Raw genomic sequence first — 19,952 nt, 5'->3', positions numbered from 1 at the left:
CGCGGCGCGGCCGAATTATGGGACCGTCAACCGGATTCGAGCCCCCGTTTAGACCCTCAGCCCCAAAACCGCAGGGCCAAAGCCGCCACGGCCATGCCGGCCACGAAACCCGCGCCGGCCCACAACGCGGACTGCAGGACCCGGTTCGTGCGACGCAGTTCGCGGATCAAGGCCTGTTGCTCGGCCTGGCCCTGCCCCTGAGCTTGAGCTTTGAGTGCGTCATGCAGCAGGCGGGGCAACTCCGGCAGGAACTGCGCCAAGCGTGGCGCCTCTTTGCGCAGGACCCGCGCCAAGGCTCGGGCGCCGACTTGCTCGTCCATCCAGCGCTCCAGGAAGGGCTTGGCCGTGGCCCACAGGTCCAAATCGGGATCCAGTTGGCGCCCCAGCCCTTCCACATTGAGCAAGGTCTTTTGCAGCAAGACCAGTTGCGGCTGAATCTCCACGTTAAATCGGCGTGAAGTTTGAAAAAGCCGCAGCAGCACCTGGCCCAACGAGATGTCCTTCAGCGGCTTCTCGAACTGGGGCTCACAGACGGTACGGATCGCCGCCTCCAGCGCATCGACCCGCGTTTCGGCCGGCACCCAGCCAGACTCCACATGCAATTCCGCCACGCGCTTGTAGTCTCGACGGAAGAAGGCGACAAAGTTCTGCGCCAGATAGTCCTTGTCGGTCTCGGACAGCGTACCGACGATGCCGAAATCCAAGGCCACGTAGCGCTGGAAGGTGGCCGGCTCCACGCTCACCAAAATATTGCCCGGGTGCATGTCGGCGTGGAAGAAGCCATCGCGGAAGACCTGGGTGAAGAAGATGGTCACACCGTCTCGGGCCAGCTTCTTGATGTCCACGCCGGCGTCTCGCAACACGTCCACCCGGCTGATCGGCAACCCGTGCATGCGCTCCATGACCAGCACCTCCGTGGTGCACAGGTCCCACACCATTTCGGGCACCAGCACCAGATCCAAGCCTTCCATGTTGCGGCGCAACTGGGCGGCATTGGCGGCTTCGCGCACCAAGTCCAGTTCGTCATGCAAGTACATGTCGAACTCGGCCACAACCTCGCGGGGCTTGAGGCGCCGCCCATCCGCACTCAGACGCTCCACCCAGGCCGCCACTATGCGCAGCAGAGCCAGATCATCCTCAATGATGTCCAGCATGCCGGGGCGCAGCACTTTGACTGCCACTTCACGACCGTCGTGCAACTGTGCGAAGTGAACTTGCGCAATGGATGCCGACGCTACGGGCTCGGGGTCGAAGCGCGCAAACAGGGCCTCCACCGGCCGGCCAAAAGCCCGCTCAATCAGGCGCTGGCTTTGCGCGGCCGGAAAGGGCGGAACCCGGTCCTGTAACTTGGCCAATTCCTCGGCGATGTCCAAAGGCACCAGGTCTCGTCGCGTCGACAACACCTGCCCAAACTTCACGAAGATGGGGCCTAAACGCTCAAGGGCCAACCGCAAGCGAACGCCCCGCGGCTGATCCCAACTACGCCCCAAGCCCATCAGTCCGCGCAGCCACCGGGCCTTGCGATGCCCTTGGAAACCCGAAAGGGCCAGGTCATCCAGACCGAAGCGCAGAACCGTCCAGACGATCAGCGCAAGACGCAACAAGCGACGCATCAAGGACGCCGCTGCAGAAAACTCTGCACAGCCGCCCGCACCTGCGTGGCCATTTGTTCCAACATGTGGGCGGGTGCGGGCCCAACAAACTGGGCCACATCGTCGGCCGGATCCCAGCGGAGGTTGTCAAACAGCCAATTCACCACCCCGGCCAGGGCGGCGTCGCCGCGAACCGAGATGCCCTCGCGCTGCCCTTTGATCATCGCGAAGGCACTCTGCAGGGGGTTGGAGGCGTCCACCTCAATGCACAGCGCGGGCTCCCCTGGCTCATGGGGCTCGATGCGTTCGAACAAACCGGCGGGGGTGATCCGCACATGCAAATCCGGCAGGCTGGGCGCCCACGCTGGCGCCCCGCCGACCGACACCGCCAAGCGCCGGCCCACAAAGTCTTTGAGCTTGCCCATGGCCACCGGTTCGCGGCTGGTCACGTGGTTGAGCCAGAGGATCAATTGTTCCTGGAGAGCGGGGGCAAGGGATTGAATCAGCATGGGAGGGGATTCTAGGGAGGCCCCGGCGCTACGATGCGCGCTTCGTTCGCGCTCTTTCGCAACGGCCGTGCGGGCCGTTCCCCGACTTCATGACGATTTTGGTCACCGGCGGCGCCGGCTTCATTGGCAGCAACTTTGTGCTGGACTGGGCTGCCCAGACCGCCGAAAAGGTCATCACGCTGGACGCACTGACCTACGCAGGGAACCGCGACAACCTCGCCAGCCTGGCGGGGAACGAGCGTCACCATTTCGTGCACGGCGACATCGCCGACCGGGCCCTCCTCGATCAACTCCTGGACACCCATCAGCCGCGCGCCATCGTTCATTTCGCGGCGGAGAGCCACGTCGACCGCTCCATCCACGGTCCCGGTGCGTTCATCAAGACCAATGTTGAGGGCACGTTCACCTTGCTCGAAGCGGCCCGCGCCTACTGGACCCGGTTGGGGGAGGATGTTCGCAGCGACTTTCGCTTCCTGCATGTCAGCACCGATGAGGTGTACGGCAGTTTGACGCCGGATGCCCCGGCGTTCACCGAAACCCATCCGTTCGAGCCCAACAGCCCCTACAGCGCCAGCAAGGCCGCCAGCGACCATTTGGTGCGCGCCTGGCATCACACCTACGGGTTGCCCGTACTCACCACCAACTGCAGCAACAACTACGGCCCGTTCCACTTCCCCGAGAAACTGATCCCGCTGATGATCGTCAACGCGCTGGCCGGCAAGCCCCTTCCCGTCTATGGCGACGGTCAGCAGATCCGCGATTGGCTGTACGTCAAAGACCATTGCAGCGCCATTCGCGCCGTACTCGCCCGCGGGCGAGTGGGTGAAACCTACAACGTTGGGGGCTGGAACGAGAAGGCGAACCTCGACATCGTCAGGACCGTTTGCGCCCTGCTGGACGAATTGCGGCCGAGCAGCGAAGGACCATACGCCCGCCTGATCACCTACGTGAAGGACCGCCCGGGCCACGACCGCCGCTATGCCATTGATGCCCGAAAGATCGAACGGGAGCTCGGCTGGCGGCCGGCAGAAACCTTCGAAACCGGGATCCGCAAGACCGTGCAGTGGTACCTGGATCACCCCGCTTGGGTGGCGCGCGTGCAAAGTGGCGCCTACCGTGATTGGATGGAAAAGCAGTACGCGTAATGAAGATCCTGCTCTTGGGGGCGAACGGCCAAGTCGGTTGGGAGCTGCAGCGTGCGCTGGCCCCCTTGGGTGAGTTGCACGCCTGGAATCGCGAACTCGGCGATTTGGCTCAACCCGACGCGTTGCTGTCGCGCCTTCAGGCCCTCGCCCCGCGCGTCATCGTGAATGCCGCCGCCTACACGGCGGTCGACAAGGCCGAATCAGACGCCAACTTGGCGCGGCAAATCAACGCCGAAACCCCCGGTCGCTTGGCGCAATGGGCGGCCCACACGGGCGCGGCGCTGCTGCACTACAGCACCGACTATGTTTTTGACGGCAGCGGGTGCGCACCGCGAGATGAAACGGCGGCCACCGGGCCCTTGTCCGTCTATGGGCGGACCAAGCTGGCGGGTGAGGATGCCATTCGCGCCAGCGGCTGCGCGCATTTGATCCTGCGCACCTCCTGGGTCTATGCCGCCCGGGGCGGCAACTTCGCCAAAACCATGCTGCGCTTGGCTGCAGAGCGCCCGGCATTGCGTGTGGTGAACGACCAGGTGGGCGCGCCCACCGGCGCCGAACTGCTGGCCGACTGCGCGGCCCATGCCCTGCGCAGCTTGCTGCTTCGTCCCGAGGTCGGGGGCACCTACCACTGCTGTGCAGCGGGCGAAACCAACTGGGCCGAGTACGCGCGCTGGGTCATCGACTTGGCCAAGGCCCAGGGCCAAGCCTTGCAGTGCAGCGAGGTACAGGGCATCCCCAGCGCCGAGTACCCCACACCGGCCCCGCGTCCACTGAATTCGCGCCTGGACTGTCGCCGCTTTGAATCCACTTTTGGCCTGCGTTTACCCCCTTGGGAGCAAGGGGTGCGGCGCCTGTTGACCGAGATCCTGACATGACGACTTCGCGCAAGGGCATCATCCTCGCCGGCGGCGCTGGCACCCGCCTGCACCCGGCCACGCTGGCCGTCAGCAAGCAATTGCTGCCGGTGTACGACAAGCCCATGGTCTATTACCCGCTGAGCACCCTGATGCTGGCGGGGATTCGGGACGTGCTGCTCATCTCAACACCCCAAGACACCCCCCGATTCAGCCAGCTCTTGGGCGATGGCTCGCAGTGGGGCATGACCATTCAGTACGCCGTGCAGCCCAGCCCTGATGGTTTGGCGCAGGCCTTCCTGATTGGGCGCGACTTCATTGGCCGCTCGCCGTCCAGCCTGGTGCTGGGCGACAACATCTTTTACGGGCACGACCTACCGGTCTTGCTGAAAGAGGCGGATGCCCGCCAGACGGGCGCTTCGGTCTTTGCGTACCACGTCACCGACCCCGAGCGGTATGGTGTGGTGGCGTTTGACGGCCAACAGCGTGCCGTGTCGATCGAGGAAAAGCCCCAGCAACCCAAGAGCCACTACGCCGTGACGGGGCTCTATTTCTACGACACCCAGGTTTGTGACTTGGCGGCGGACTTGAAGCCCAGCCCACGGGGCGAGCTCGAAATCACCGATCTGAATGCGCGGTATTTGGCGCAACAGCAGTTGCATGTCTCCATCATGGGTCGGGGCTACGCGTGGCTGGATACGGGGACGCACGACAGCCTGCTTGAGGCCGGGCAGTTCATCGCCACGCTGGAGAAGCGCCAAGGGCTCAAAGTCTCGTGCCCGGAAGAAATCGCCCACGCCCAACGCTGGATCGACAGCGAACAACTGCTGCGGCTGGCCGCACCGCTGGCCAAAACGCAGTACGGCCAATACCTACAGGGCCTCACCCGCCAGCACCCATGAACGTCATTCAAACCCACCTGCCCGGCGTCCTGATCCTGGAACCCAAGGTCTTTGGCGACGCTCGCGGCTTCTTCCTGGAAAGCTGGAACGCGGCCCGTTTCAATGCCGCCGTCGGCGCCGACGTGCGCTTCGTCCAAGACAACCACAGCCGCAGCACCCAGGGCGTGCTGCGCGGCCTGCACTATCAGCGCAGCCCGCACGCCCAAGGCAAGTTGGTTCGCTGCGTTGCCGGCCGGGTTTTCGACGTGGCGGTGGACCTGCGCGCCGGCAGCGGCACATTTGGGCAATGGGTGGGGGTCGAGCTCAGTGGCGACAACCACCGTCAGTTGTGGATTCCGCCCGGTTTTGGTCACGGCTTTCTGACCCTGAGCGAGTCCGCCGACTTTCTGTACAAGGCCACGGATTACTACGCCCCGCACGCCGAAGGCTGCGTGCGCTGGGACGACCCGGACATCGGCATCACCTGGCCGGAGGTCGGCCAGCCGCCGCAGTTGGCAGAGAAAGATTTGCGGGGGGAGTCCCTCCGGGCAATGACCCCGTTGGCCTGAGGCCGATCAGTAGGTTTCGATCGCGCCGGGCTGCGATGAGGGGGGCAATCCCTTCATTGGGGTCGAGGGCTCTCGGGTCGCGGGAATTGCCGCTGGGGCCGCTGGGGCCTGCAGCGGCTGAAGGGTGGCCGTGGCCCGCAGGTTGGCCAGTTCCTGTTGCCAGCGGGCTTTGCGCCATCGCTCGATGAGCTGCGCTTCAATCTGCGGTCGGGCTCGCTCCAAGCTGATGGGCTGTGCACGCGCACTAACCACCCACCACACCTCAAGCCCTTTGGCCGTCGGCACCAAGTGCCGCCCTTCTTCGGCCAGTGTGGCCAGCGCGTTCCGCAATTTCTCCGGCAACTCAGGGCCCGTGGCCACGAGTTGGTGCGCTTGTACCTTGACCCGCTCCGACTTCAACGCCGTCATGAGTTCGGGCAAGTGCTTGGCGGCGAGGACTTTGCTCTGCACCGCCGAGCGGCGCTCCGAAGGCAGCTCCAGGTCCAAGCGGCGCAAGTTGTACAAACGCCGCTGGGCATACAGCGCCGGGTGGGCGTCGTACAGGGCCTGCACCGCCCCTGGCGCCAACGTGGGCACTTCGGCCTCCACGGTCTCCCGCAGCGCTTGACGCAACACCTCGGCACGCACCGCCTCCAGTCGCTCCAGCACCCAGGGTTCACGATGCAAACCCAAGCTCACCGCGCGTTGGGCGGCCAAACGCCGGTCAATCGCTTGGTCCAGCGCCTGACGTTCGGTGGAAGCCGGCCACAGCGTCCGCTCAATCGCAACATCGCTCTGGGTCAACACCTCGTGGTTCACCACCATCACGGCATCCGAGGGCGCCTTGGGCTGGCAGGCGCCGAGCGCCAGCAAGCCCGCGAGCACCCAGCCCGAGGGTCGCAGGGCAGCGCGTTGCCTCAGCACTTCACGCCAACGTGAAGCGCCACCACGCCCCCTGTCAGCCGGTGCACATCCACATGACCGAAACCGACGGTTTTCATCATGCCCTTGAGCGTGGGAGCATCCGGGTGCATGCGAATCGACTCCGCGAGGTAGCGATAACTCTCGGCATCGCCCGCAATCCACTGACCCAGGCGGGGCAGCACCTCGAAGCTGTACCAGTCATAAGCTTTTTGCAGCGGGGCGACCACTTTGGAGAATTCCAAAACCATCAGGCGCCCGCCGGGTTTGAGCACGCGATTCATCTCCGCCAAGGCCTGCTCTTTGTGCGTCATGTTCCGCAGGCCAAAGGCCACACTCACCAAATCGAACTGGCCCGAAGCAAAAGGGAGAGCTTCAGCATCGGCCAACAGGCTGGGGGTCAACACGCCGTCGTCCAGCAGACGGTCCCGTCCGGTGCGCAGCATGGCTTCATTGATGTCGCTGTGCAGCACCAAACCGCGCGGCCCCACCCGGCGGGCAAAGGCTCGGGTCAAGTCCCCGGTCCCCGCAGCAATGTCCAGCACCCTCTCGCCGCCTTTGAGACCCGCAACCGCCACGGCATAGGCCTTCCAGGCCCGATGAGCACCGGCGGACATCATGTCGTTCATCAGGTCGTAACGCGACGCCACCGAGTCAAAGACGCTGCGCACACGGCGCGCCTTGTCTTGCTCATCCACCTGCTGAAAACCGAAATGCGTCTTGCTGCTCATGATTCATCCACCCCGAAAAAACGGGGTCGTCAGTGTAGTCGGCGCAAAAAAAAGAGCCCCGCCGAGGCGGGGCTCTTTCCTGGCCACCCAAAGGCTTACCAGGTCAGCTTCAAGGTGTAGGTGCCCGTACCACCGCTGTAGTACTTAACCCGAACATAGCGCGCAATCGTCGTGGTGCCCGTGTTGGTCACGCTGACGGTGTCGGTCGAACCGGCGCCATTGGTGCTGGAACCAATCTGCGTCCCCGCGCTGTTGTAGACATACAAGTCATAGTCCTTGGTACCGCCGTTCAGCACCGAGGTCAGCGTCTTGCCCGCCGGCAGGTTGACGCGGAAGTAATCCGTGTCGGTGGTCGAGGACAGGCTGCCGTTCACGGTGATGCCGCTGGTCGACACCAGGTTGGCCGTACCGGTCGTGTTATTCGACTCGGTTTCGTTCATCGTGGTGGCCGGAGGCGGCGTCGTGCCGCCGCCCATCACCGCCGTCACCGCCGCGTCGGCATTGATGATGCCGGTGCCGCAGCCGCTGCAGGTGGCCGGGAAGGCGCGCGCCGTGGTCTTCAGCGTGCTCTCCACCTCATCCGGGGTGATGGTGGGCTTCTTTTCGTACAGCAGCGCCGCCACACCGGCGACGTGCGGGGTGGCCATCGAGGTGCCCTGGTAGTAGGCGTAGTTCTCGGTGCCCGGTGCCTTGGTGCCAGCGTTCAGCGTCGAGTAGATACCGTTGGCCGAACCCGTGCTCATTTCACCGCCCGGGGCCGCCACGTCGATCAGCGTGCCGTAGTTGGAATACGAGGCACGGCCGCCGGTCGGGCCCACGGCGGCCACGGCGATCACGCCGGAGCAGTTGGCCGGGCTGGCGTTGCTGACATTCATGTTGTCGTTACCCGCCGCCACCACCACTGTGGCACCACGCGAACGGGCGCTGTTGATGGCATTTTGGCTGGTGGTGTCGCAAGCCCCGCTGCCGCCCAGACTGAGGTTCAACACCTTGGAGGGCGTGGCATTGGCCGGCACGCCGGAGACGGTGCCGCCCGACGCCCAAATCATGGCGTCGGCGATGTCCGAGGTGTAGCCGCCGCACTTGCCCAGCACGCGAAGCGGCTGGATCTTGGCGTTGAAGGCCACACCGATCACGCCCGCACTGTTGTTGCCCTTGGCGGCGATGGTGCCGGCCACGTGGGTGCCGTGCCAGCTGCTGTTGCTGGCGGGCGAGCCCGTTCCGCATTCGCCCGCAGCGATCCAGTCGCCGGGGTCGGCCGGGTCGCTGTCGCGGCCATTGCCGTCGTTGGCCACGGCCGTGTCATTGATCATGTCGTAGCCGGCCACGACCTGACCCGTCAGGTCGGTGTGGGTGCGGATGCCGGTGTCGATCACGGCCACGGTCACGCCCGCGCCCGTGGCTTTGTCCCAGGCGGTGGTGGCGCGAATGCCCCCGTTGCCCGAGCCCATTCCCCAGAGCTTGCTGAAGTCCGTGTCGTTCGGGGTCATCAAGGCAAACATGCGGCGATCGGGTTCGGCGTACTCGATGTCGGCGTCCTCGGCCATCATCTGCGCGGCCATGGCTCGCAGGTCAGCCACCGACGCGTTCTTGTTCAGCTTGAAGACCTTGGCGCCGAGGCCGTTGGTCTTCAATTCACTCATACCCAGGCCGCGCTCGGCAGCAGCCCGCATGGCCACGCCTTGCGAGTTGGCTGCGCGCACGTCCGTGCGACCGTCCTTGTACTTGACGATCAAACGGTCGGTCGTGTTTTGAGCCGACACGGTTTGCAAGTCCGTACCGCCCGCATGGGCGAGCGTGGCCAGGGTGGCCGCCAAGGACAACAGGGCCCGCTTCGGGGCCTTCTTCGAAATGGACATTCAATGCTCCAGGAAAATCACGGAATGCCCCGGGGTCGGGGCGTGGCAGACTGCGGAACGGGAATACCGACACACTGCACAATGGGTGGCTGGGCCACCGCGCTCCCAAACCAACGCCCATCCAGGCGCGCCGATCGGTCACTGAAGGCTTGCGTCAGGCCTCACTTCAATTCAGGGTTCGCCTGTTTCAAAGTGGGTCGCAGTCTAGGATGTCAATCCTTCTTTTGGCGTAACCACCGGTAACAAAATGATCCGGACGTTCCCCAACAGGGAATTTCCGACACTCATTTAGGGGGTTCCGCCAAGGCGCCGGCACAAGGCCCTGAGCACCTCGACGCGCCCCATCAACCCATGTTGCTCATAATTTGGGGTTAGCGCATTGAGGTTGCCCGAGCGCACTGCCACAAACCAGCGGGCCTAAGCGGGTTTGCGACCAATTCGACCGAGGGCTTGCCCGGCCTCTACTCGTCGAGACCAACCCCCTTTCGGGTGTCCTCTTTGGCAGTTGGTTACGGTCGAATGTGATCTGATCCATGTCCCATATGACCCCGCTGTGATCACCTCCCGCGTCTGTCCGGGTGACGCGAGGTTCGGCAGACCCTTCCGCTCTCCGGCTTCCCCCCCCACCGCCCACTCACCATGAAACCCGAACGCCACGAATACCCATTCACCCAGAGTGATGTCGACTGGCGACGTCAACTCGACCCCAGAGCCTACGCGGTCACCCGCGAAGGGGCGACCGAGCGCGCGTTCACCGGAGCTTTTTGGAACCATTGGGCTCGCGGAGACTATCGCTGCGTGGGCTGCGGATCCAGCCTGTTTCGGTCCGCCGACAAATTTGACGCGGGCTGCGGATGGCCCAGTTTTTTTGAGGCCGCACCGGGCGTTCAAATTGAGCGCATCGAAGACCTCAGCCATGGCATGCATCGAATCGAAGTCCGCTGCGCACGCTGTGGCAGCCACCTGGGCCATGTCTTCGACGATGGCCCGGCTCCCACGGGGGAGCGCTACTGCATCAACTCGGCCGCTTTAAAATTTGACCCCTCCCCCTGACCCCACAGGCCAAAAAGGCCGGCGATGCCGGCCTTTTTGGTGCGCACGATGAAACTCTTGCTGGACTTCTTTCCCCTGGCGCTCTTTTTTGTGGTCTTCAAGACGGCTGAAGCCCACCGTGAGCAGGCGGCACTTTGGGCCAGCCAGGCGCTGGGCTGGATCGTGGTGGGGGGCCAAGTGGGCGCCACGGAAGCTCCGGTGTTGTTGGCCACCGTCGCGGTGGTTCTGGGGACCCTGATTCAGGTGCTGGTGCTCAAACTCCGCCGCGAAAAAATCGACACCATGCTCTGGATCAGCCTGGCTTTGGTCTTGGTTTTGGGTGCGCTCACCGTTTACTTTCGCAGCGAAACGTTTATCAAGTGGAAGCCCACAGGACTGTATTGGGCCATGGCGTTGGGGTTCTGGATCAGTGTGACCTTTTTCAGACTCCATCCGCTCCGCGCCATGCTGAAGGATCTAACCCTACCCGATGCGGTGTGGAACCGCCTGCTCTGGGCCTGGATCGGTTTCTTCAGTGCCATGGGCGCACTGAACCTCGTCGTGGCGTACCAATTCGACACGTCGACCTGGGCGAACTTCAAGGTTTTTGGCGCCACGGGTTTGTTCCTGATCTTCACCCTGGCGCAGGGCCTATACCTCTCGCGCCACTTGCCTGATACCCCTTCGGACCCCCAATCATGAGTCTTCCCCCATGGGCTGAGCCCCTGCGCGTCGCCCTGGACGCCACAACGTTCGAATTGATCGATGACAGCGCAGCCCACGCGGGGCACGCGGGCGCCAAAGAAGGGGGCCATTACAAGCTCCGGGTGGTGAGCCCGCGCTTTACGGGACTGAGCCGCGTGGCGCGCCACCGCCTCATTTATGATGCTTTGGGCTCTTTGCCCGCCCAGCGCATCCATGCGCTGAATCTTCTGGCCCTGGCCCCCAACGAGGACTGAGGCCTTCTTTTTTGACCCCTCTCGCGCTTATTTGGGCGCGGTGTGTTGAGACTGTTCCCATGAAATTGTCTTTGCTCGCTCTGCTGCTGTCGGCCTCTTTCGCTGCTCAAGCCCAGAACATCACCACGGTTAACGGCAAGCCCGTGCCCAAGGCCCGTGCAGAAGCCCTGATCCAGCAAGTGACCAAGAACGGTCAGCCCCGCACCCCTGAGCTTGAAAAGCAAGCCAAGGACGAGGTGGTGCGCCGTGAAGTACTGATCCAAGAAGCCGAGCGCCGCGGCATCCCCGCCAGTGCCGATTTCAAGGCTCAGATGGAACTGGCTCGCCAAGCCATCATGATGCGCGAACTGCAAACCGCCGTGGCCAAGACCAGTCCGGTGACTGACGCCGACGCCGAAGCCGAGTACAACAAGGTCAAGGCGGCGCAAGCCGGTATGGAATACCGCGCACGCCACATCTTGGTGGAAACGGAAGCCGAAGCCATCGACATCATCAAGAAACTCAATGGTGGCACCAAGTTCGAAGACCTGGCCAGCAAGAGCAAGGACCCGGGCTCGGCGGCTCGGGGCGGTGACTTGGACTGGGCCAACCCCAACAGCTACGTGCCCGAGTTCAGCCAAGCCATGATCGCCCTGAAGAAAGGCGAGTTGACCCAGAACCCGGTGAAGAGCCAGTTCGGCTACCACGTGATTCGCTTGGACGACACCCGTGAGGCCCAGTTCCCGCCTTTTGCTGATGTGAAGGGACAGGTTCTGCAGCGCCTGCAACAAATGCGCTGGGCCGAGTTTCAAAAGAAGTTGTTCGACGGCGCCAAGACCGATTACAAGTTCGACTGACCCCCCGGACACCATGAAAAAACCGCCCTCGGGCGGTTTTTTTCTGGGTGGAGCCCCGGCGACAGCCTCAATGCGAGACCAGTCGACCGCCCTCAAGACGTAACTGACGCGCACACCGCGCGGCCAACGAGGCTTCGTGGGTCACAAGGATCAGCGTCGTACCTTCCGACTCGTTCAGCGAAAACATCAGGTCGATGATCCGGGCGCCGGTGGCCGCATCCAAGCTGCCGGTGGGTTCATCCGCCAGCAACAACTGCGGGCGCACCACAAAGGCCCGCGCCAGCGCGACTCGCTGCTGCTCGCCGCCGGACAACACCCGGGGCCGGTGGGTCAATCGCTCCTCCAAACCCACGCGCACCAGCATTTGACGTGCCTGCTCGGCTGCATCGCGAACTCCCCTCAACTCCAAGGGCAACATGACGTTTTCCAGCGCGGTCAGGTGCGGCAGCAACTGAAAGTTCTGAAAAACGAAACCCATGTGCTGGCCACGCACGGCCGCCCGTTGGTCCTCATCGAGTTCGAACAAGGCCTGCCCCGCCACCCGAACCTGTCCCCCACTGGGTGAGTCCAAACCCGCCAACAAGCTCAAGAGCGTGCTCTTGCCCGAGCCCGATGCCCCGACGATGGCCAGTGTGGTGCGCGCGGGAACCTGGAACGAGAGCTCATGCAGAATCGTCAATTCGCCCTGGGCGTCAGGGACACGCTTGGTCAGGGCTTGAACTTCCAACAGAGTGGGATCGGACATGGTGAATCGGCGAAACTGGATGGCCCACTGTAGCGGCCTGATCGCGGTCACTGGTGCCCAAGGGGCTCTGCCCAAGCGCCGGCATGTGGTGGTGGTCGGCGACAGCCTTTCGGCCGAATATGGCATCGCCCAGGGCAGCGGATGGGTGCGACTGCTGGAGCGCCGCCTTGAGCGCGAACGCCCCGGCACCACGGTCTTCAATGCCAGCATCAGTGGCGACACCACGGCCGGGGGGCGCAGCCGTTTGCCCGCTTTGCTAACCCAACAGCGCCCCACCCACGTTTTGATTGAGCTCGGGGGCAACGATGCGCTACGCGGACTGCCACTGAGCCACACCCGGGACAATCTTCGCCAGATGATTCGCGCGGTCCGTGCGGCCGGTGCTCAGGCTGTGTTGATTGGCATGCAGGTGCCACCCAATTACGGCAGTCGTTACACCCAGGATTTCGCCGCCTTGTTTGGCGAGCTGGCCCGCGAAGAAAAGGTTGCGTGGGTGCCGTTCTTGCTCGCTGGGGTCGCGGACCAACCGAATGCCGACGCGTGGTTTCAGGCCGACCGGATTCACCCTCTCGCAAAAGCCCACCCCGTGATGTGTGACACCGTGTGGGCCGTCTTACAGAAATTCTTGTAGTCAGCGTTCGCGTTCGCGACGTTTGTCCTCACGCTCCTTGTCTTTTTCTTTGCGCTCCGGCGCTTCGCGGCGGGTCTCGGGGCGCTCGACACGCGGCGGGTCCATTCGAGTGGGCCCGTCGACTCGTCGCGGCTCTGAACGCGGAGCTTCGAAACGAGGCTCTGGCGCGCTGCGAGGCCGGTCCATATCACGCTCCGGTCGCTCGAATCGATCCTGGCGTTCAGTCCGCTCCAAACGTTGCTCCGGGCGTTGCTCGTTGCGTTCGGCGCGTTCACGGGCCGAACCACCCCACAATGGAGCCGGGCTGGAATTCGGCGCCGGCGCGAGGGGCTCATCGACACGGGACCGCTGCGGCAGCGGCAGGGGCTGAGCCTCAAATCGAGGCTCGACTCGGGGGGTTTCTGGGCGCGCATCCCGGCGCATGTCCGGGCGCGTATCCTCCAAACGGGGATCCGGGCGAACGAAGTCGCCCCGTGCTTCTCGGGGATCGCTCCGGACCTCCGGGCGCGGCGCAGGGCGAACGGTGGGACGCTCACGCTCCGTCCCGTCGTCGTCACGGCGTCCACCCGGCAGCGGTACCCGGGGCACCGTCGGCGCGACGGGGTCACGGCCTTCTCGTCCGAGTCGGCTGTCGCGGGCCTCGTTCCCGTCGCGCGGATCGCGACTCCAACGCCCTGGGTTCTGCGGGCGTTGCCACTCATCCGCTGACTGGGCAGGGCGCTGAGGCATCGGACCCCCATGCGCCGGCCCATGCTGCAGCGGTGCCAGCTCCCGTACGACCTGCTCGTCACGAACCGCGATCGGGCGGCCCAGGCCCTCCCCACGGCCGCGGCCTTCGGGCCGCTCATCAAAGGCACTCACGGCCCCCGGAACATGGCGATGAATGGGAACCACCGGCTCGTGAGGGCGGTGCGGGCGATGTTCGACGCCCGGATTGAAACGGCGCCAATAGTCCGGGCTGTGTCGGTACCACGGCACATAGACCTCCCGGGGGGCCAGAGGAACCCAGGCCACGGGCGGAGCCCAGCGACTGCCCAAGCTCACACCAACCGACACGTTGCCAGAGCCCACCCAAGCGACCAGCGCCGGGGCGAAAACAGGGCGAGGAACCCGGTGTCCCGGAGACCAGCACCAGCGGTTGCGCCAATACACCCAGCGCCCATAGTGTGAGGTGGCATAGCCCCAGGGCAGGTCATCGACCCACGTCCAGCCCCAATGACGACTCCAGTGCCAGCGCCCATAGCGATAGGGCGCCCAGCCCACTTCGACGCGCAACGGGATCCACACCGATCCGTATTCCGTCGACGATTCCCAGCGGCCATGACGATCCAACTCATCGGCCCCGGTCAAGTCGGGAGACACGTACCGGTAGGCCACCCGCTCGCTCTCACGCTCGCCCCGGCCGAACCCCAGCTCACTCACCAACCACTGACCGAAGGCGTCATGACGCAAGAGGCGACTGCGCTCGGCCCGCGGCCCCCCGTCCCACCAAAGTTCAGCCTGCTCCGGCGCATCCAGCCAAACCGGCGCATCGGCACTGCCTCGACCCTCGAACCGCATCCGCCCCTCAAAGGCTTGCGCACGACTGCCGCGACCCAACTGGTCGATGCGGTAGGCGCCGGGTTGCTCGAAGAGAAAACGGCCATCGCGGGTGCGCACTTGCGCTTCGCGCGCCGCCTCAGCCCCCACCCAGCGCACGGCCAGCGCCCCCTGGTCCAGCGCCAAATCCATGCGTTCGTCGTCAAAACGCAGAATTTCGAACTGGCTGGATTCGCTCAGCCACAAACTGCTGGCCCCCACCCGCAGCCCAACGCGACCTTGGGCGTCCACCCGCACCCGGTCGCCTTCCGCCAGGGACTGGTTGCGCATCAGGGGTTGCCATTCGCGCTGATCCGGGTCAAACCACCAGGCTTCGCCCCCCACTTCGGTCACCCGCAGCACACGCGTGGGGGGATCTGCCCAAGCTGGCGCGACTAGGGCCAGTAGCAGCAACGCTTGAAACCAGAACCAAACCCGCAGGGGTTTGGGCAGGGATTTGGACATGATGAACCCTCCAAGGCTCAAAAGAGGCGTGCGATGGCACCCCAACGCGCCACGCCCCGGTCCGGTGCACCGATCAAGTACCGGGGAACAGGACCTCAGTGAATCCGAACCGGCGGAAGTCGCGCACTTTCATGGGGTAAAGCACGCCGTCCAAGTGGTCGCATTCATGCTGCACCACCCGCGCGTGAAAACCGCGAGCCTCCCGCTCCAACCAAGCCCCTTGCGCATCTCGCCCACGATACCGAACGGACATTGGCCGCTCCACCACACCCCGCAGGCCCGGCACCGACAGACAACCTTCCCAGCCCTCTTCATGGCCCTCGTCGGCCAGCACTTCGATTTCCGGGTTGATTAACACGGTTTCCGGTACGGGTTCTGCCTGGGGATAGCGGGCCAATCGCTCAAAACCAAACAGCACCACACGCCAAGAAACCCCAATTTGGGGCGCCGCCAACCCGGCGCCACCGGCCGCTTTCATGGTGTCGCGCAGGTCTTCAATCAGGGTGGCCAACGCGACCGTACCAAACAGCGCGTCGGGCAGCGGTTCGGCCACCTGCAAGAGCCGCGGATCTCCCATTTTCAGAATTTCTCGAATCGTCATCCGCTACGCTCCCATCATGACTTCAGCGTCCATTCTTCCCGATCACACCCAATTCGTGGGCCACGGCATTTACGCCATCGACACGGGGTTTTACCGCCCCCGATACGACGCCGCCTACTTGGTCATCGAAGCCGGCCGGGCCGCGTTCATCGACTGTGGCCCGCGTGCTGCCATCCCACGTCTGCTGGAGGCCCTGGAGGCGCTGGGCGTTGCGCGCAATGCCGTGGATTGGGTCATCCCAACCCATGTGCACTTGGACCATGCCGGGGGTATGGGCCAACTCATGGCCGCGCTTCCCTGCGCCACGCTGCTGGTTCACCCGCGCGGCCTGCGGCACCTGGTGGACCCCACCCAACTGTGGGCGGGTGCGCTGGCGGTGTACGGCGAAGCGGAGATGCGGCGCACGTATGGCGAGTTGCAGCCGGTCGCGCCGGATCGCTGCCAAGCGAGCCAGGACGAACAAATCATCGAATTGGCGGGCCGGCCCTTGGTCCTCATCGACACCCCGGGACATGCCCGGCACCACCATTGCATTTGGGATGCCCGCAGCCGCGGGTGGTTTACCGGTGACACCTTTGGCATGTCGTTTCGCGAGTTTGATGTCGACGGGAAGCCTTGGTCTCTGCCCTCCACCACACCCGTTCAGTTTGAACCCGAGGCCATGAAGGCCGCCATCCGGCGGATGCTTGAGCGAAATCCGGCCTGGATCTTTCCGACCCATTACGGCCCCGTCGCCGAGCCCCAGCGTTTGGCCACCCTGCTGACCGGACTCATCGATGACATGGTTGCGTTAACTCGGGGGCCGGCTCGTACGCACACCGATTCCGAGCGCCGCTCCGCCTTGTTGGCGCTTTACATCCAGAGCCTGCGCTCCCATGGTTGCCAGCACAGCGACAGGGAGCTGGCCGATCTCCTGGCCGGTGATGTGGCCCTCAATGCGCAAGGTCTGGCCATCTGGGCAGAGCGCGAGGCGACGCGCTAGGCCGACTCGGAATCCAAGGCTGTAGACGATTTCGCCGGGCTCTCGTCCAAACCCAGCTCCTGCAGCTTTCGTGTCAAGGTATTGCGTCCAATGCCCAGCCGCTTGGCCGCCTCCATGCGAGCCCCGCCCGTGTGCTGAAGCGCGCACAGCAGGAGCGTGCGCTCAAACTGGGCCGTCAGCAGGTCCCAAACTGGCGTGCGGTCTTGACGCAGGCGGGTCTCCACGTCCTGACGCAGCAGGGCTTCCCAACCCGCAGCTGCCGATGGCAGGGCCGCCTCGGCGACCTGAAGGGCAATCGCTCCCGCAAATGCATCCGGCACCGCCGGCAAGCCTGCAGGCGGGGGGCGATCATGACCCACTCCACTCGGATCGCGAAACTCGGGCGGCAAGTCGGCCTCGGTCACAACCGGGCTGGGGGCCATGACGGTCAGCCAATGGCACAGGTTTTCCAGTTGCCGCACATTGCCGGGAAACTCAAAGGCCAGCAAGCGAGCGAGCGCGCCGTCGGACAGCCGTTTGGCCTCACCCCCCAGTTGCTCTGCACTCCTTGCCAAAAACGCCCGCGCCAGCAAGGGGATGTCCTCACGACGCTCGCGCAACGGGGGTATCCGCAATCGGATCACGTTGAGGCGGTGGAAAAGGTCCTCCCGAAAGGCCCCCTCTTTGACCCGCTGCTCCAACTGCTGGTGCGTGGCGGCAATCACCCGAACTTGCGCCTTCAGCGGCTCATGTCCGCCGACGCGGTAGAACTGACCATCAGAGAGCACCCGCAGCAAACGGGTTTGCAACTCCAGGGGCATGTCCCCAATTTCGTCCAGGAACAGCGTGCCCCCGGCCGCCTGCTCGAACCGCCCCCGGCGCAGGGTTTGTGCGCCGGTAAACGCCCCCCGCTCATGCCCGAACAGTTCGCTCTCGAGCAGGTCTTTGGGGATGGCGGCGGTATTGATGGCCACAAATGGCCCTTGGGCGCGAGGACTGTGGCGATGCAATGCGCGCGCCACCAGTTCCTTGCCGCTGCCGCTTTCCCCCGTAATCAGGACATTGACCGGGCTCGCGCTGAGTCGCCCGATCGCCCGGAAGAGCTCCTGCATGGCGGGAGCTTGCCCCAGCATCTCCGGAGCGCTCGCCGCCTCTTCAGGTGTCAGCACATCGACCTGCTGCGCCAAAGCGCGCTCGACCAGCGCCACGGCATGCCCCACATCAAAGGGTTTGGCCAAGTGGTCGAACGCGCCCCCCTGGAAGCTGGCCACGGCACTGTCCAGATCAGAAAAAGCCGTCATCACAATGACCGGCAGGTCGGGGTGCTCCGATTTGATGCGAGCCAGCAGCGCCAAGCCCGATTCACCGGGCATGCGAATGTCACTGAGCACCAAGGAGGGGCGTTCTCCGGCCGCCAGGGCCTCAAGCACCGGCGCCGCGCTCGCAAAACTACGGGTGGGCCAGGCGCCACGGGCGAGAGCCTTTTCCAGCACAAAGCGGATCGACGGGTCGTCGTCCACGATCCAGATGGGTTTCATCAGGTCAGCGGCAGCAGAAAACGAAACACCGTGCGACCCGGTTCACTGTCGCACACCAGGGCCCCCTGGTGCGCCTGCACGATGGTTTGCGCCAAGTGCAGACCCAGACCCGTGCCATCGGCTCGTCCTGTCACCAAGGGGAGGAAAAGCCGATCGCGCAAATCCGGCGGTACGCCGGGGCCGTTGTCTTCCACAAGCAATTCCAAGGCCAACTTGCAAAGGCGCTTGCCGAGCGTGACTTGTCGCGCCACCCGAGTGCGCAGTCGGATGTGCGCGGGGCGGCCTTCTTGAATCTGAGGTCCGAGCGCTTGGGCGGCGTTTCGAACCACGTTCAGCAGGGCCTGAATCAACTGCTCGCGGTCCCCCGAGAACTCGGGCAGGGAGCTGTCGTAGTCTCGCAGCAGCGCCAGCCCCTGAGGGAACTCGGCCTGAACCAGGGCGCGAACTCGCTCACAGACCTCATGAATGTTGACGGGCTCAAACCCCCGAACCGGTCGGTGCGGCTCCAGCAGTCGATCCACCAATTGCTGCAGGCGGTCGGCTTCATGAACAATGACTTGGGTGTACTCCAGCAAGGGACTTGCCCCCCCCAACTCCAAGGCCAGCAACTGAGCCGCACCCCGCAACCCGCCCAGCGGGTTCTTGATTTCATGCGCCAGATTGCGGATCAATTCTTTGCTGGACCGCTGTTGGTCTTCCCGCCAAGCCTCACGTTCGTGTCGGGCCTGCTGGGTGGATTCCACCAACTCCAAGACCAGGGCGCTGCCGCCCGCCGCCGCCGACACCAGAACCCACACTTCGAGAGGGTCTTCCGGAATGGGGCGCAGCAATTGGGCCTCGAACCGCATGGTGTCAAAGCGTCGGGCCCGCACGGCTCCGAGGGCTTCGCGCACAGCCTCCGGTCGGGCAAACCAGTCCTCAGCCAAGCGCCCCTGGGTGGTGCGCCGAGACAACCGGACTTGGTCTTCAAAAGCGGTGTTGGCAAACAGCACGCGACCCGGGGGGTCGACCACCAGCACCAGGGTGGCCAGGCTGTCGAAGGCGGAAAAGTCAGGCGTCAAGGCAGCTTGGCAATTTCACGCTTGAGCGCTTGAATGTCGGCCTCTTGGCGGGTGATCGCCGCCTTCATTTCGGCCACCCGCTGCTGGTAGAGCGCCAGATTGCGCTCGTAGCGTTCGGGCTCCCCATCACGGTAGTCCTTTTTGAGGGCTTCAAGCTTGGCTTCCGCGTCCGCCAACTCGCCCTCCAGCACGCGGCGGCGTTCGCCGTCTCGTGCACGCTGTGCCTCATCGATCGGCTTGGATTCCCGCTTCTCTGCCGCGGGGACCGGTTTGGGCTTGGGCGGGCTGACCACGGAAACCGACGCGCCCTCAATGGTCGTGCAGCCTTTCTCTTTGGCCTCTTTCGGCGTGAGCTGATCCGTGTAGAGCACCGGCGGCCCCGGGCACTTGTAGACCACGGACTGAGCCTGGGCAGAGCCCGTCGCCAACAGGAGCACAAAAAGAGGCAGCTTCATGCGTTCGATTGTGAGGCAAAGAAAAAGGGAGGGTCGATGCCCTCCCTTTC

21 protein-coding genes are annotated in these 19,952 nt (G+C 64.3%); 10 read left to right on the top strand and 11 right to left on the bottom strand.

Features of this window, described 5'->3' with window-relative positions; all coding sequences use genetic code 11:
- Nucleotides 1-56: 56 nt before the first annotated feature.
- Entirely contained in the window at nucleotides 57-1,613 is a 1,557-nt protein-coding gene (ubiB, locus tag I7X43_RS06645; RefSeq protein WP_198100133.1) for a ubiquinone biosynthesis regulatory protein kinase UbiB, read from the bottom strand.
- On the bottom strand, nucleotides 1,613-2,101 hold the full coding sequence (locus tag I7X43_RS06640) for a hypothetical protein (RefSeq protein WP_198100132.1): 489 nt from the start codon (nucleotides 2,099-2,101) through the stop codon (nucleotides 1,613-1,615). The genes ubiB and I7X43_RS06640 overlap by 1 nt, the downstream gene beginning before the upstream one ends.
- A gap of 89 nt (nucleotides 2,102-2,190) precedes the next feature.
- Here I7X43_RS06640 and rfbB point away from each other — a divergent pair, with 89 nt between their 5' ends.
- The 4 genes from rfbB to rfbC are packed head-to-tail and all read left to right on the top strand — an operon-like array spanning nucleotide 2,191 to nucleotide 5,550.
- Nucleotides 2,191-3,246: a dTDP-glucose 4,6-dehydratase gene (gene rfbB, locus I7X43_RS06635; protein WP_198100131.1), complete on the top strand. Its 1,056-nt coding sequence runs from the start codon at nucleotides 2,191-2,193 to the stop codon at nucleotides 3,244-3,246.
- Entirely contained in the window at nucleotides 3,246-4,121 is an 876-nt protein-coding gene (gene rfbD / locus I7X43_RS06630) for a dTDP-4-dehydrorhamnose reductase (RefSeq protein WP_198100130.1), read from the top strand. Before rfbB ends, rfbD begins: the two co-directional genes overlap by 1 nt.
- The gene (gene rfbA / locus I7X43_RS06625; protein WP_198100129.1) at nucleotides 4,118-5,002 is read left to right on the top strand and encodes a glucose-1-phosphate thymidylyltransferase RfbA; all 885 of its coding nucleotides are present in this window, start codon (nucleotides 4,118-4,120) and stop codon (nucleotides 5,000-5,002) included. The genes rfbD and rfbA overlap by 4 nt, the downstream gene beginning before the upstream one ends.
- On the top strand, nucleotides 4,999-5,550 hold the full coding sequence (gene rfbC / locus I7X43_RS06620) for a dTDP-4-dehydrorhamnose 3,5-epimerase (protein WP_198100128.1): 552 nt from the start codon (nucleotides 4,999-5,001) through the stop codon (nucleotides 5,548-5,550). Before rfbA ends, rfbC begins: the two co-directional genes overlap by 4 nt.
- 6 nt (nucleotides 5,551-5,556) lie before the next feature.
- Here the strand turns inward: rfbC and I7X43_RS06615 are convergent, their stop codons facing one another.
- The 3 genes from I7X43_RS06615 to I7X43_RS06605 all read right to left on the bottom strand — a co-directional run bounded on the left by I7X43_RS06615 (nucleotide 5,557) and on the right by I7X43_RS06605 (nucleotide 9,040).
- Nucleotides 5,557-6,453 (bottom strand): peptidyl-prolyl cis-trans isomerase, encoded by an 897-nt coding sequence (locus I7X43_RS06615; protein WP_198100127.1) that lies wholly within the window; start codon nucleotides 6,451-6,453, stop codon nucleotides 5,557-5,559.
- Nucleotides 6,447-7,181 carry a bifunctional demethylmenaquinone methyltransferase/2-methoxy-6-polyprenyl-1,4-benzoquinol methylase UbiE gene (ubiE, locus tag I7X43_RS06610; protein ID WP_198100126.1) on the bottom strand — a complete coding sequence of 245 codons (735 nt, stop codon included), beginning with the start codon at nucleotides 7,179-7,181 and terminating at the stop codon, nucleotides 6,447-6,449. Before ubiE ends, I7X43_RS06615 begins: the two co-directional genes overlap by 7 nt.
- A gap of 95 nt (nucleotides 7,182-7,276) precedes the next feature.
- Nucleotides 7,277-9,040: a S8 family peptidase gene (locus I7X43_RS06605; protein ID WP_198100125.1), complete on the bottom strand. Its 1,764-nt coding sequence runs from the start codon at nucleotides 9,038-9,040 to the stop codon at nucleotides 7,277-7,279.
- A gap of 639 nt (nucleotides 9,041-9,679) precedes the next feature.
- Here I7X43_RS06605 and msrB point away from each other — a divergent pair.
- Genes msrB through I7X43_RS06585 form a run of 4 tightly spaced genes read left to right on the top strand, consistent with a single transcriptional unit; the run spans nucleotide 9,680 to nucleotide 11,867 of the window.
- The gene (msrB, locus tag I7X43_RS06600; RefSeq protein ID WP_198100124.1) at nucleotides 9,680-10,093 is read left to right on the top strand and encodes a peptide-methionine (R)-S-oxide reductase MsrB; all 414 of its coding nucleotides are present in this window, start codon (nucleotides 9,680-9,682) and stop codon (nucleotides 10,091-10,093) included.
- 48 nt (nucleotides 10,094-10,141) lie between these two features.
- Complete coding sequence (locus tag I7X43_RS06595) at nucleotides 10,142-10,774, top strand: septation protein A (RefSeq protein WP_198100123.1); 633 nt, start codon at nucleotides 10,142-10,144, stop codon at nucleotides 10,772-10,774.
- Nucleotides 10,771-11,031, top strand: a complete 261-nt coding sequence (locus tag I7X43_RS06590) for a BolA family protein (RefSeq protein ID WP_198100122.1) — start codon at nucleotides 10,771-10,773, stop codon at nucleotides 11,029-11,031. The genes I7X43_RS06595 and I7X43_RS06590 overlap by 4 nt, the downstream gene beginning before the upstream one ends.
- 59 nt (nucleotides 11,032-11,090) lie before the next feature.
- A complete protein-coding gene (locus tag I7X43_RS06585) occupies nucleotides 11,091-11,867 on the top strand; it encodes a peptidylprolyl isomerase (protein ID WP_198100121.1) in 777 nt (258 codons plus the stop codon).
- Between the two features lie 67 nt (nucleotides 11,868-11,934).
- On the opposite strand, the gene I7X43_RS06580 is transcribed toward I7X43_RS06585, so the two are convergent.
- Complete coding sequence (locus I7X43_RS06580; protein ID WP_198100120.1) at nucleotides 11,935-12,612, bottom strand: ABC transporter ATP-binding protein; 678 nt, start codon at nucleotides 12,610-12,612, stop codon at nucleotides 11,935-11,937.
- Here I7X43_RS06580 and I7X43_RS06575 point away from each other — a divergent pair.
- Entirely contained in the window at nucleotides 12,611-13,243 is a 633-nt protein-coding gene (locus I7X43_RS06575) for an arylesterase (RefSeq protein ID WP_198100119.1), read from the top strand. The two genes, I7X43_RS06580 and I7X43_RS06575, sit on opposite strands and share 2 nt — an antisense overlap.
- Here the strand turns inward: I7X43_RS06575 and I7X43_RS06570 are convergent, their stop codons facing one another.
- Nucleotides 13,244-15,286, bottom strand: coding sequence for a DUF6600 domain-containing protein (locus tag I7X43_RS06570; RefSeq protein ID WP_198100118.1), 2,043 nt, complete (start codon nucleotides 15,284-15,286; stop codon nucleotides 13,244-13,246).
- 73 nt (nucleotides 15,287-15,359) lie between these two features.
- On the bottom strand, nucleotides 15,360-15,887 hold the full coding sequence (locus I7X43_RS06565) for a peptide deformylase (RefSeq protein ID WP_198100117.1): 528 nt from the start codon (nucleotides 15,885-15,887) through the stop codon (nucleotides 15,360-15,362).
- 16 nt (nucleotides 15,888-15,903) lie between these two features.
- Between I7X43_RS06565 and I7X43_RS06560 the strand changes: the two genes are divergently transcribed.
- Nucleotides 15,904-16,869 (top strand): MBL fold metallo-hydrolase, encoded by a 966-nt coding sequence (locus tag I7X43_RS06560; protein WP_198100116.1) that lies wholly within the window; start codon nucleotides 15,904-15,906, stop codon nucleotides 16,867-16,869.
- On the opposite strand, the gene ntrC is transcribed toward I7X43_RS06560, so the two are convergent.
- The 3 genes from ntrC to I7X43_RS06545 are packed head-to-tail and all read right to left on the bottom strand — an operon-like array spanning nucleotide 16,866 to nucleotide 19,902.
- On the bottom strand, nucleotides 16,866-18,386 hold the full coding sequence (gene ntrC / locus I7X43_RS06555) for a nitrogen regulation protein NR(I) (RefSeq protein WP_198100115.1): 1,521 nt from the start codon (nucleotides 18,384-18,386) through the stop codon (nucleotides 16,866-16,868). The genes I7X43_RS06560 and ntrC overlap by 4 nt on opposite strands.
- The gene (gene glnL / locus I7X43_RS06550) at nucleotides 18,386-19,447 is read right to left on the bottom strand and encodes a nitrogen regulation protein NR(II) (RefSeq protein WP_198100114.1); all 1,062 of its coding nucleotides are present in this window, start codon (nucleotides 19,445-19,447) and stop codon (nucleotides 18,386-18,388) included. Before glnL ends, ntrC begins: the two co-directional genes overlap by 1 nt.
- Complete coding sequence (locus I7X43_RS06545; protein ID WP_198100113.1) at nucleotides 19,444-19,902, bottom strand: hypothetical protein; 459 nt, start codon at nucleotides 19,900-19,902, stop codon at nucleotides 19,444-19,446. Before I7X43_RS06545 ends, glnL begins: the two co-directional genes overlap by 4 nt.
- Nucleotides 19,903-19,952 lie beyond the last annotated feature (50 nt).

This window comes from Inhella gelatinilytica, assembly GCF_016093295.1.
In the GTDB taxonomy this organism is placed as follows: Bacteria; Pseudomonadota; Gammaproteobacteria; order Burkholderiales; family Burkholderiaceae_C; genus Inhella; species Inhella gelatinilytica.
The sequence above is the reverse complement of the archived record's forward strand: the minus strand, read 5'-3'. Positions and strand labels throughout refer to the sequence as shown.

Coding starts and splice junctions, on each gene's coding strand:
- ubiB (WP_198100133.1), bottom strand. CDS start 1,613: ATGCGTCGCTTGTTGCGTCTTGCGCTGATCGTCTGGACGGTTCTGCGC.
- I7X43_RS06640 (WP_198100132.1), bottom strand. CDS start 2,101: ATGCTGATTCAATCCCTTGCCCCCGCTCTCCAGGAACAATTGATCCTC.
- rfbB (WP_198100131.1), top strand. CDS start 2,191: ATGACGATTTTGGTCACCGGCGGCGCCGGCTTCATTGGCAGCAACTTT.
- rfbD (WP_198100130.1), top strand. CDS start 3,246: ATGAAGATCCTGCTCTTGGGGGCGAACGGCCAAGTCGGTTGGGAGCTG.
- rfbA (WP_198100129.1), top strand. CDS start 4,118: ATGACGACTTCGCGCAAGGGCATCATCCTCGCCGGCGGCGCTGGCACC.
- rfbC (WP_198100128.1), top strand. CDS start 4,999: ATGAACGTCATTCAAACCCACCTGCCCGGCGTCCTGATCCTGGAACCC.
- ubiE (WP_198100126.1), bottom strand. CDS start 7,181: ATGAGCAGCAAGACGCATTTCGGTTTTCAGCAGGTGGATGAGCAAGAC.
- I7X43_RS06605 (WP_198100125.1), bottom strand. CDS start 9,040: ATGTCCATTTCGAAGAAGGCCCCGAAGCGGGCCCTGTTGTCCTTGGCG.
- msrB (WP_198100124.1), top strand. CDS start 9,680: ATGAAACCCGAACGCCACGAATACCCATTCACCCAGAGTGATGTCGAC.
- I7X43_RS06595 (WP_198100123.1), top strand. CDS start 10,142: ATGAAACTCTTGCTGGACTTCTTTCCCCTGGCGCTCTTTTTTGTGGTC.
- I7X43_RS06590 (WP_198100122.1), top strand. CDS start 10,771: ATGAGTCTTCCCCCATGGGCTGAGCCCCTGCGCGTCGCCCTGGACGCC.
- I7X43_RS06585 (WP_198100121.1), top strand. CDS start 11,091: ATGAAATTGTCTTTGCTCGCTCTGCTGCTGTCGGCCTCTTTCGCTGCT.
- I7X43_RS06575 (WP_198100119.1), top strand. CDS start 12,611: ATGGTGAATCGGCGAAACTGGATGGCCCACTGTAGCGGCCTGATCGCG.
- I7X43_RS06580 (WP_198100120.1), bottom strand. CDS start 12,612: ATGTCCGATCCCACTCTGTTGGAAGTTCAAGCCCTGACCAAGCGTGTC.
- I7X43_RS06570 (WP_198100118.1), bottom strand. CDS start 15,286: ATGTCCAAATCCCTGCCCAAACCCCTGCGGGTTTGGTTCTGGTTTCAA.
- I7X43_RS06565 (WP_198100117.1), bottom strand. CDS start 15,887: ATGACGATTCGAGAAATTCTGAAAATGGGAGATCCGCGGCTCTTGCAG.
- I7X43_RS06560 (WP_198100116.1), top strand. CDS start 15,904: ATGACTTCAGCGTCCATTCTTCCCGATCACACCCAATTCGTGGGCCAC.
- ntrC (WP_198100115.1), bottom strand. CDS start 18,386: ATGAAACCCATCTGGATCGTGGACGACGACCCGTCGATCCGCTTTGTG.
- I7X43_RS06545 (WP_198100113.1), bottom strand. CDS start 19,902: ATGAAGCTGCCTCTTTTTGTGCTCCTGTTGGCGACGGGCTCTGCCCAG.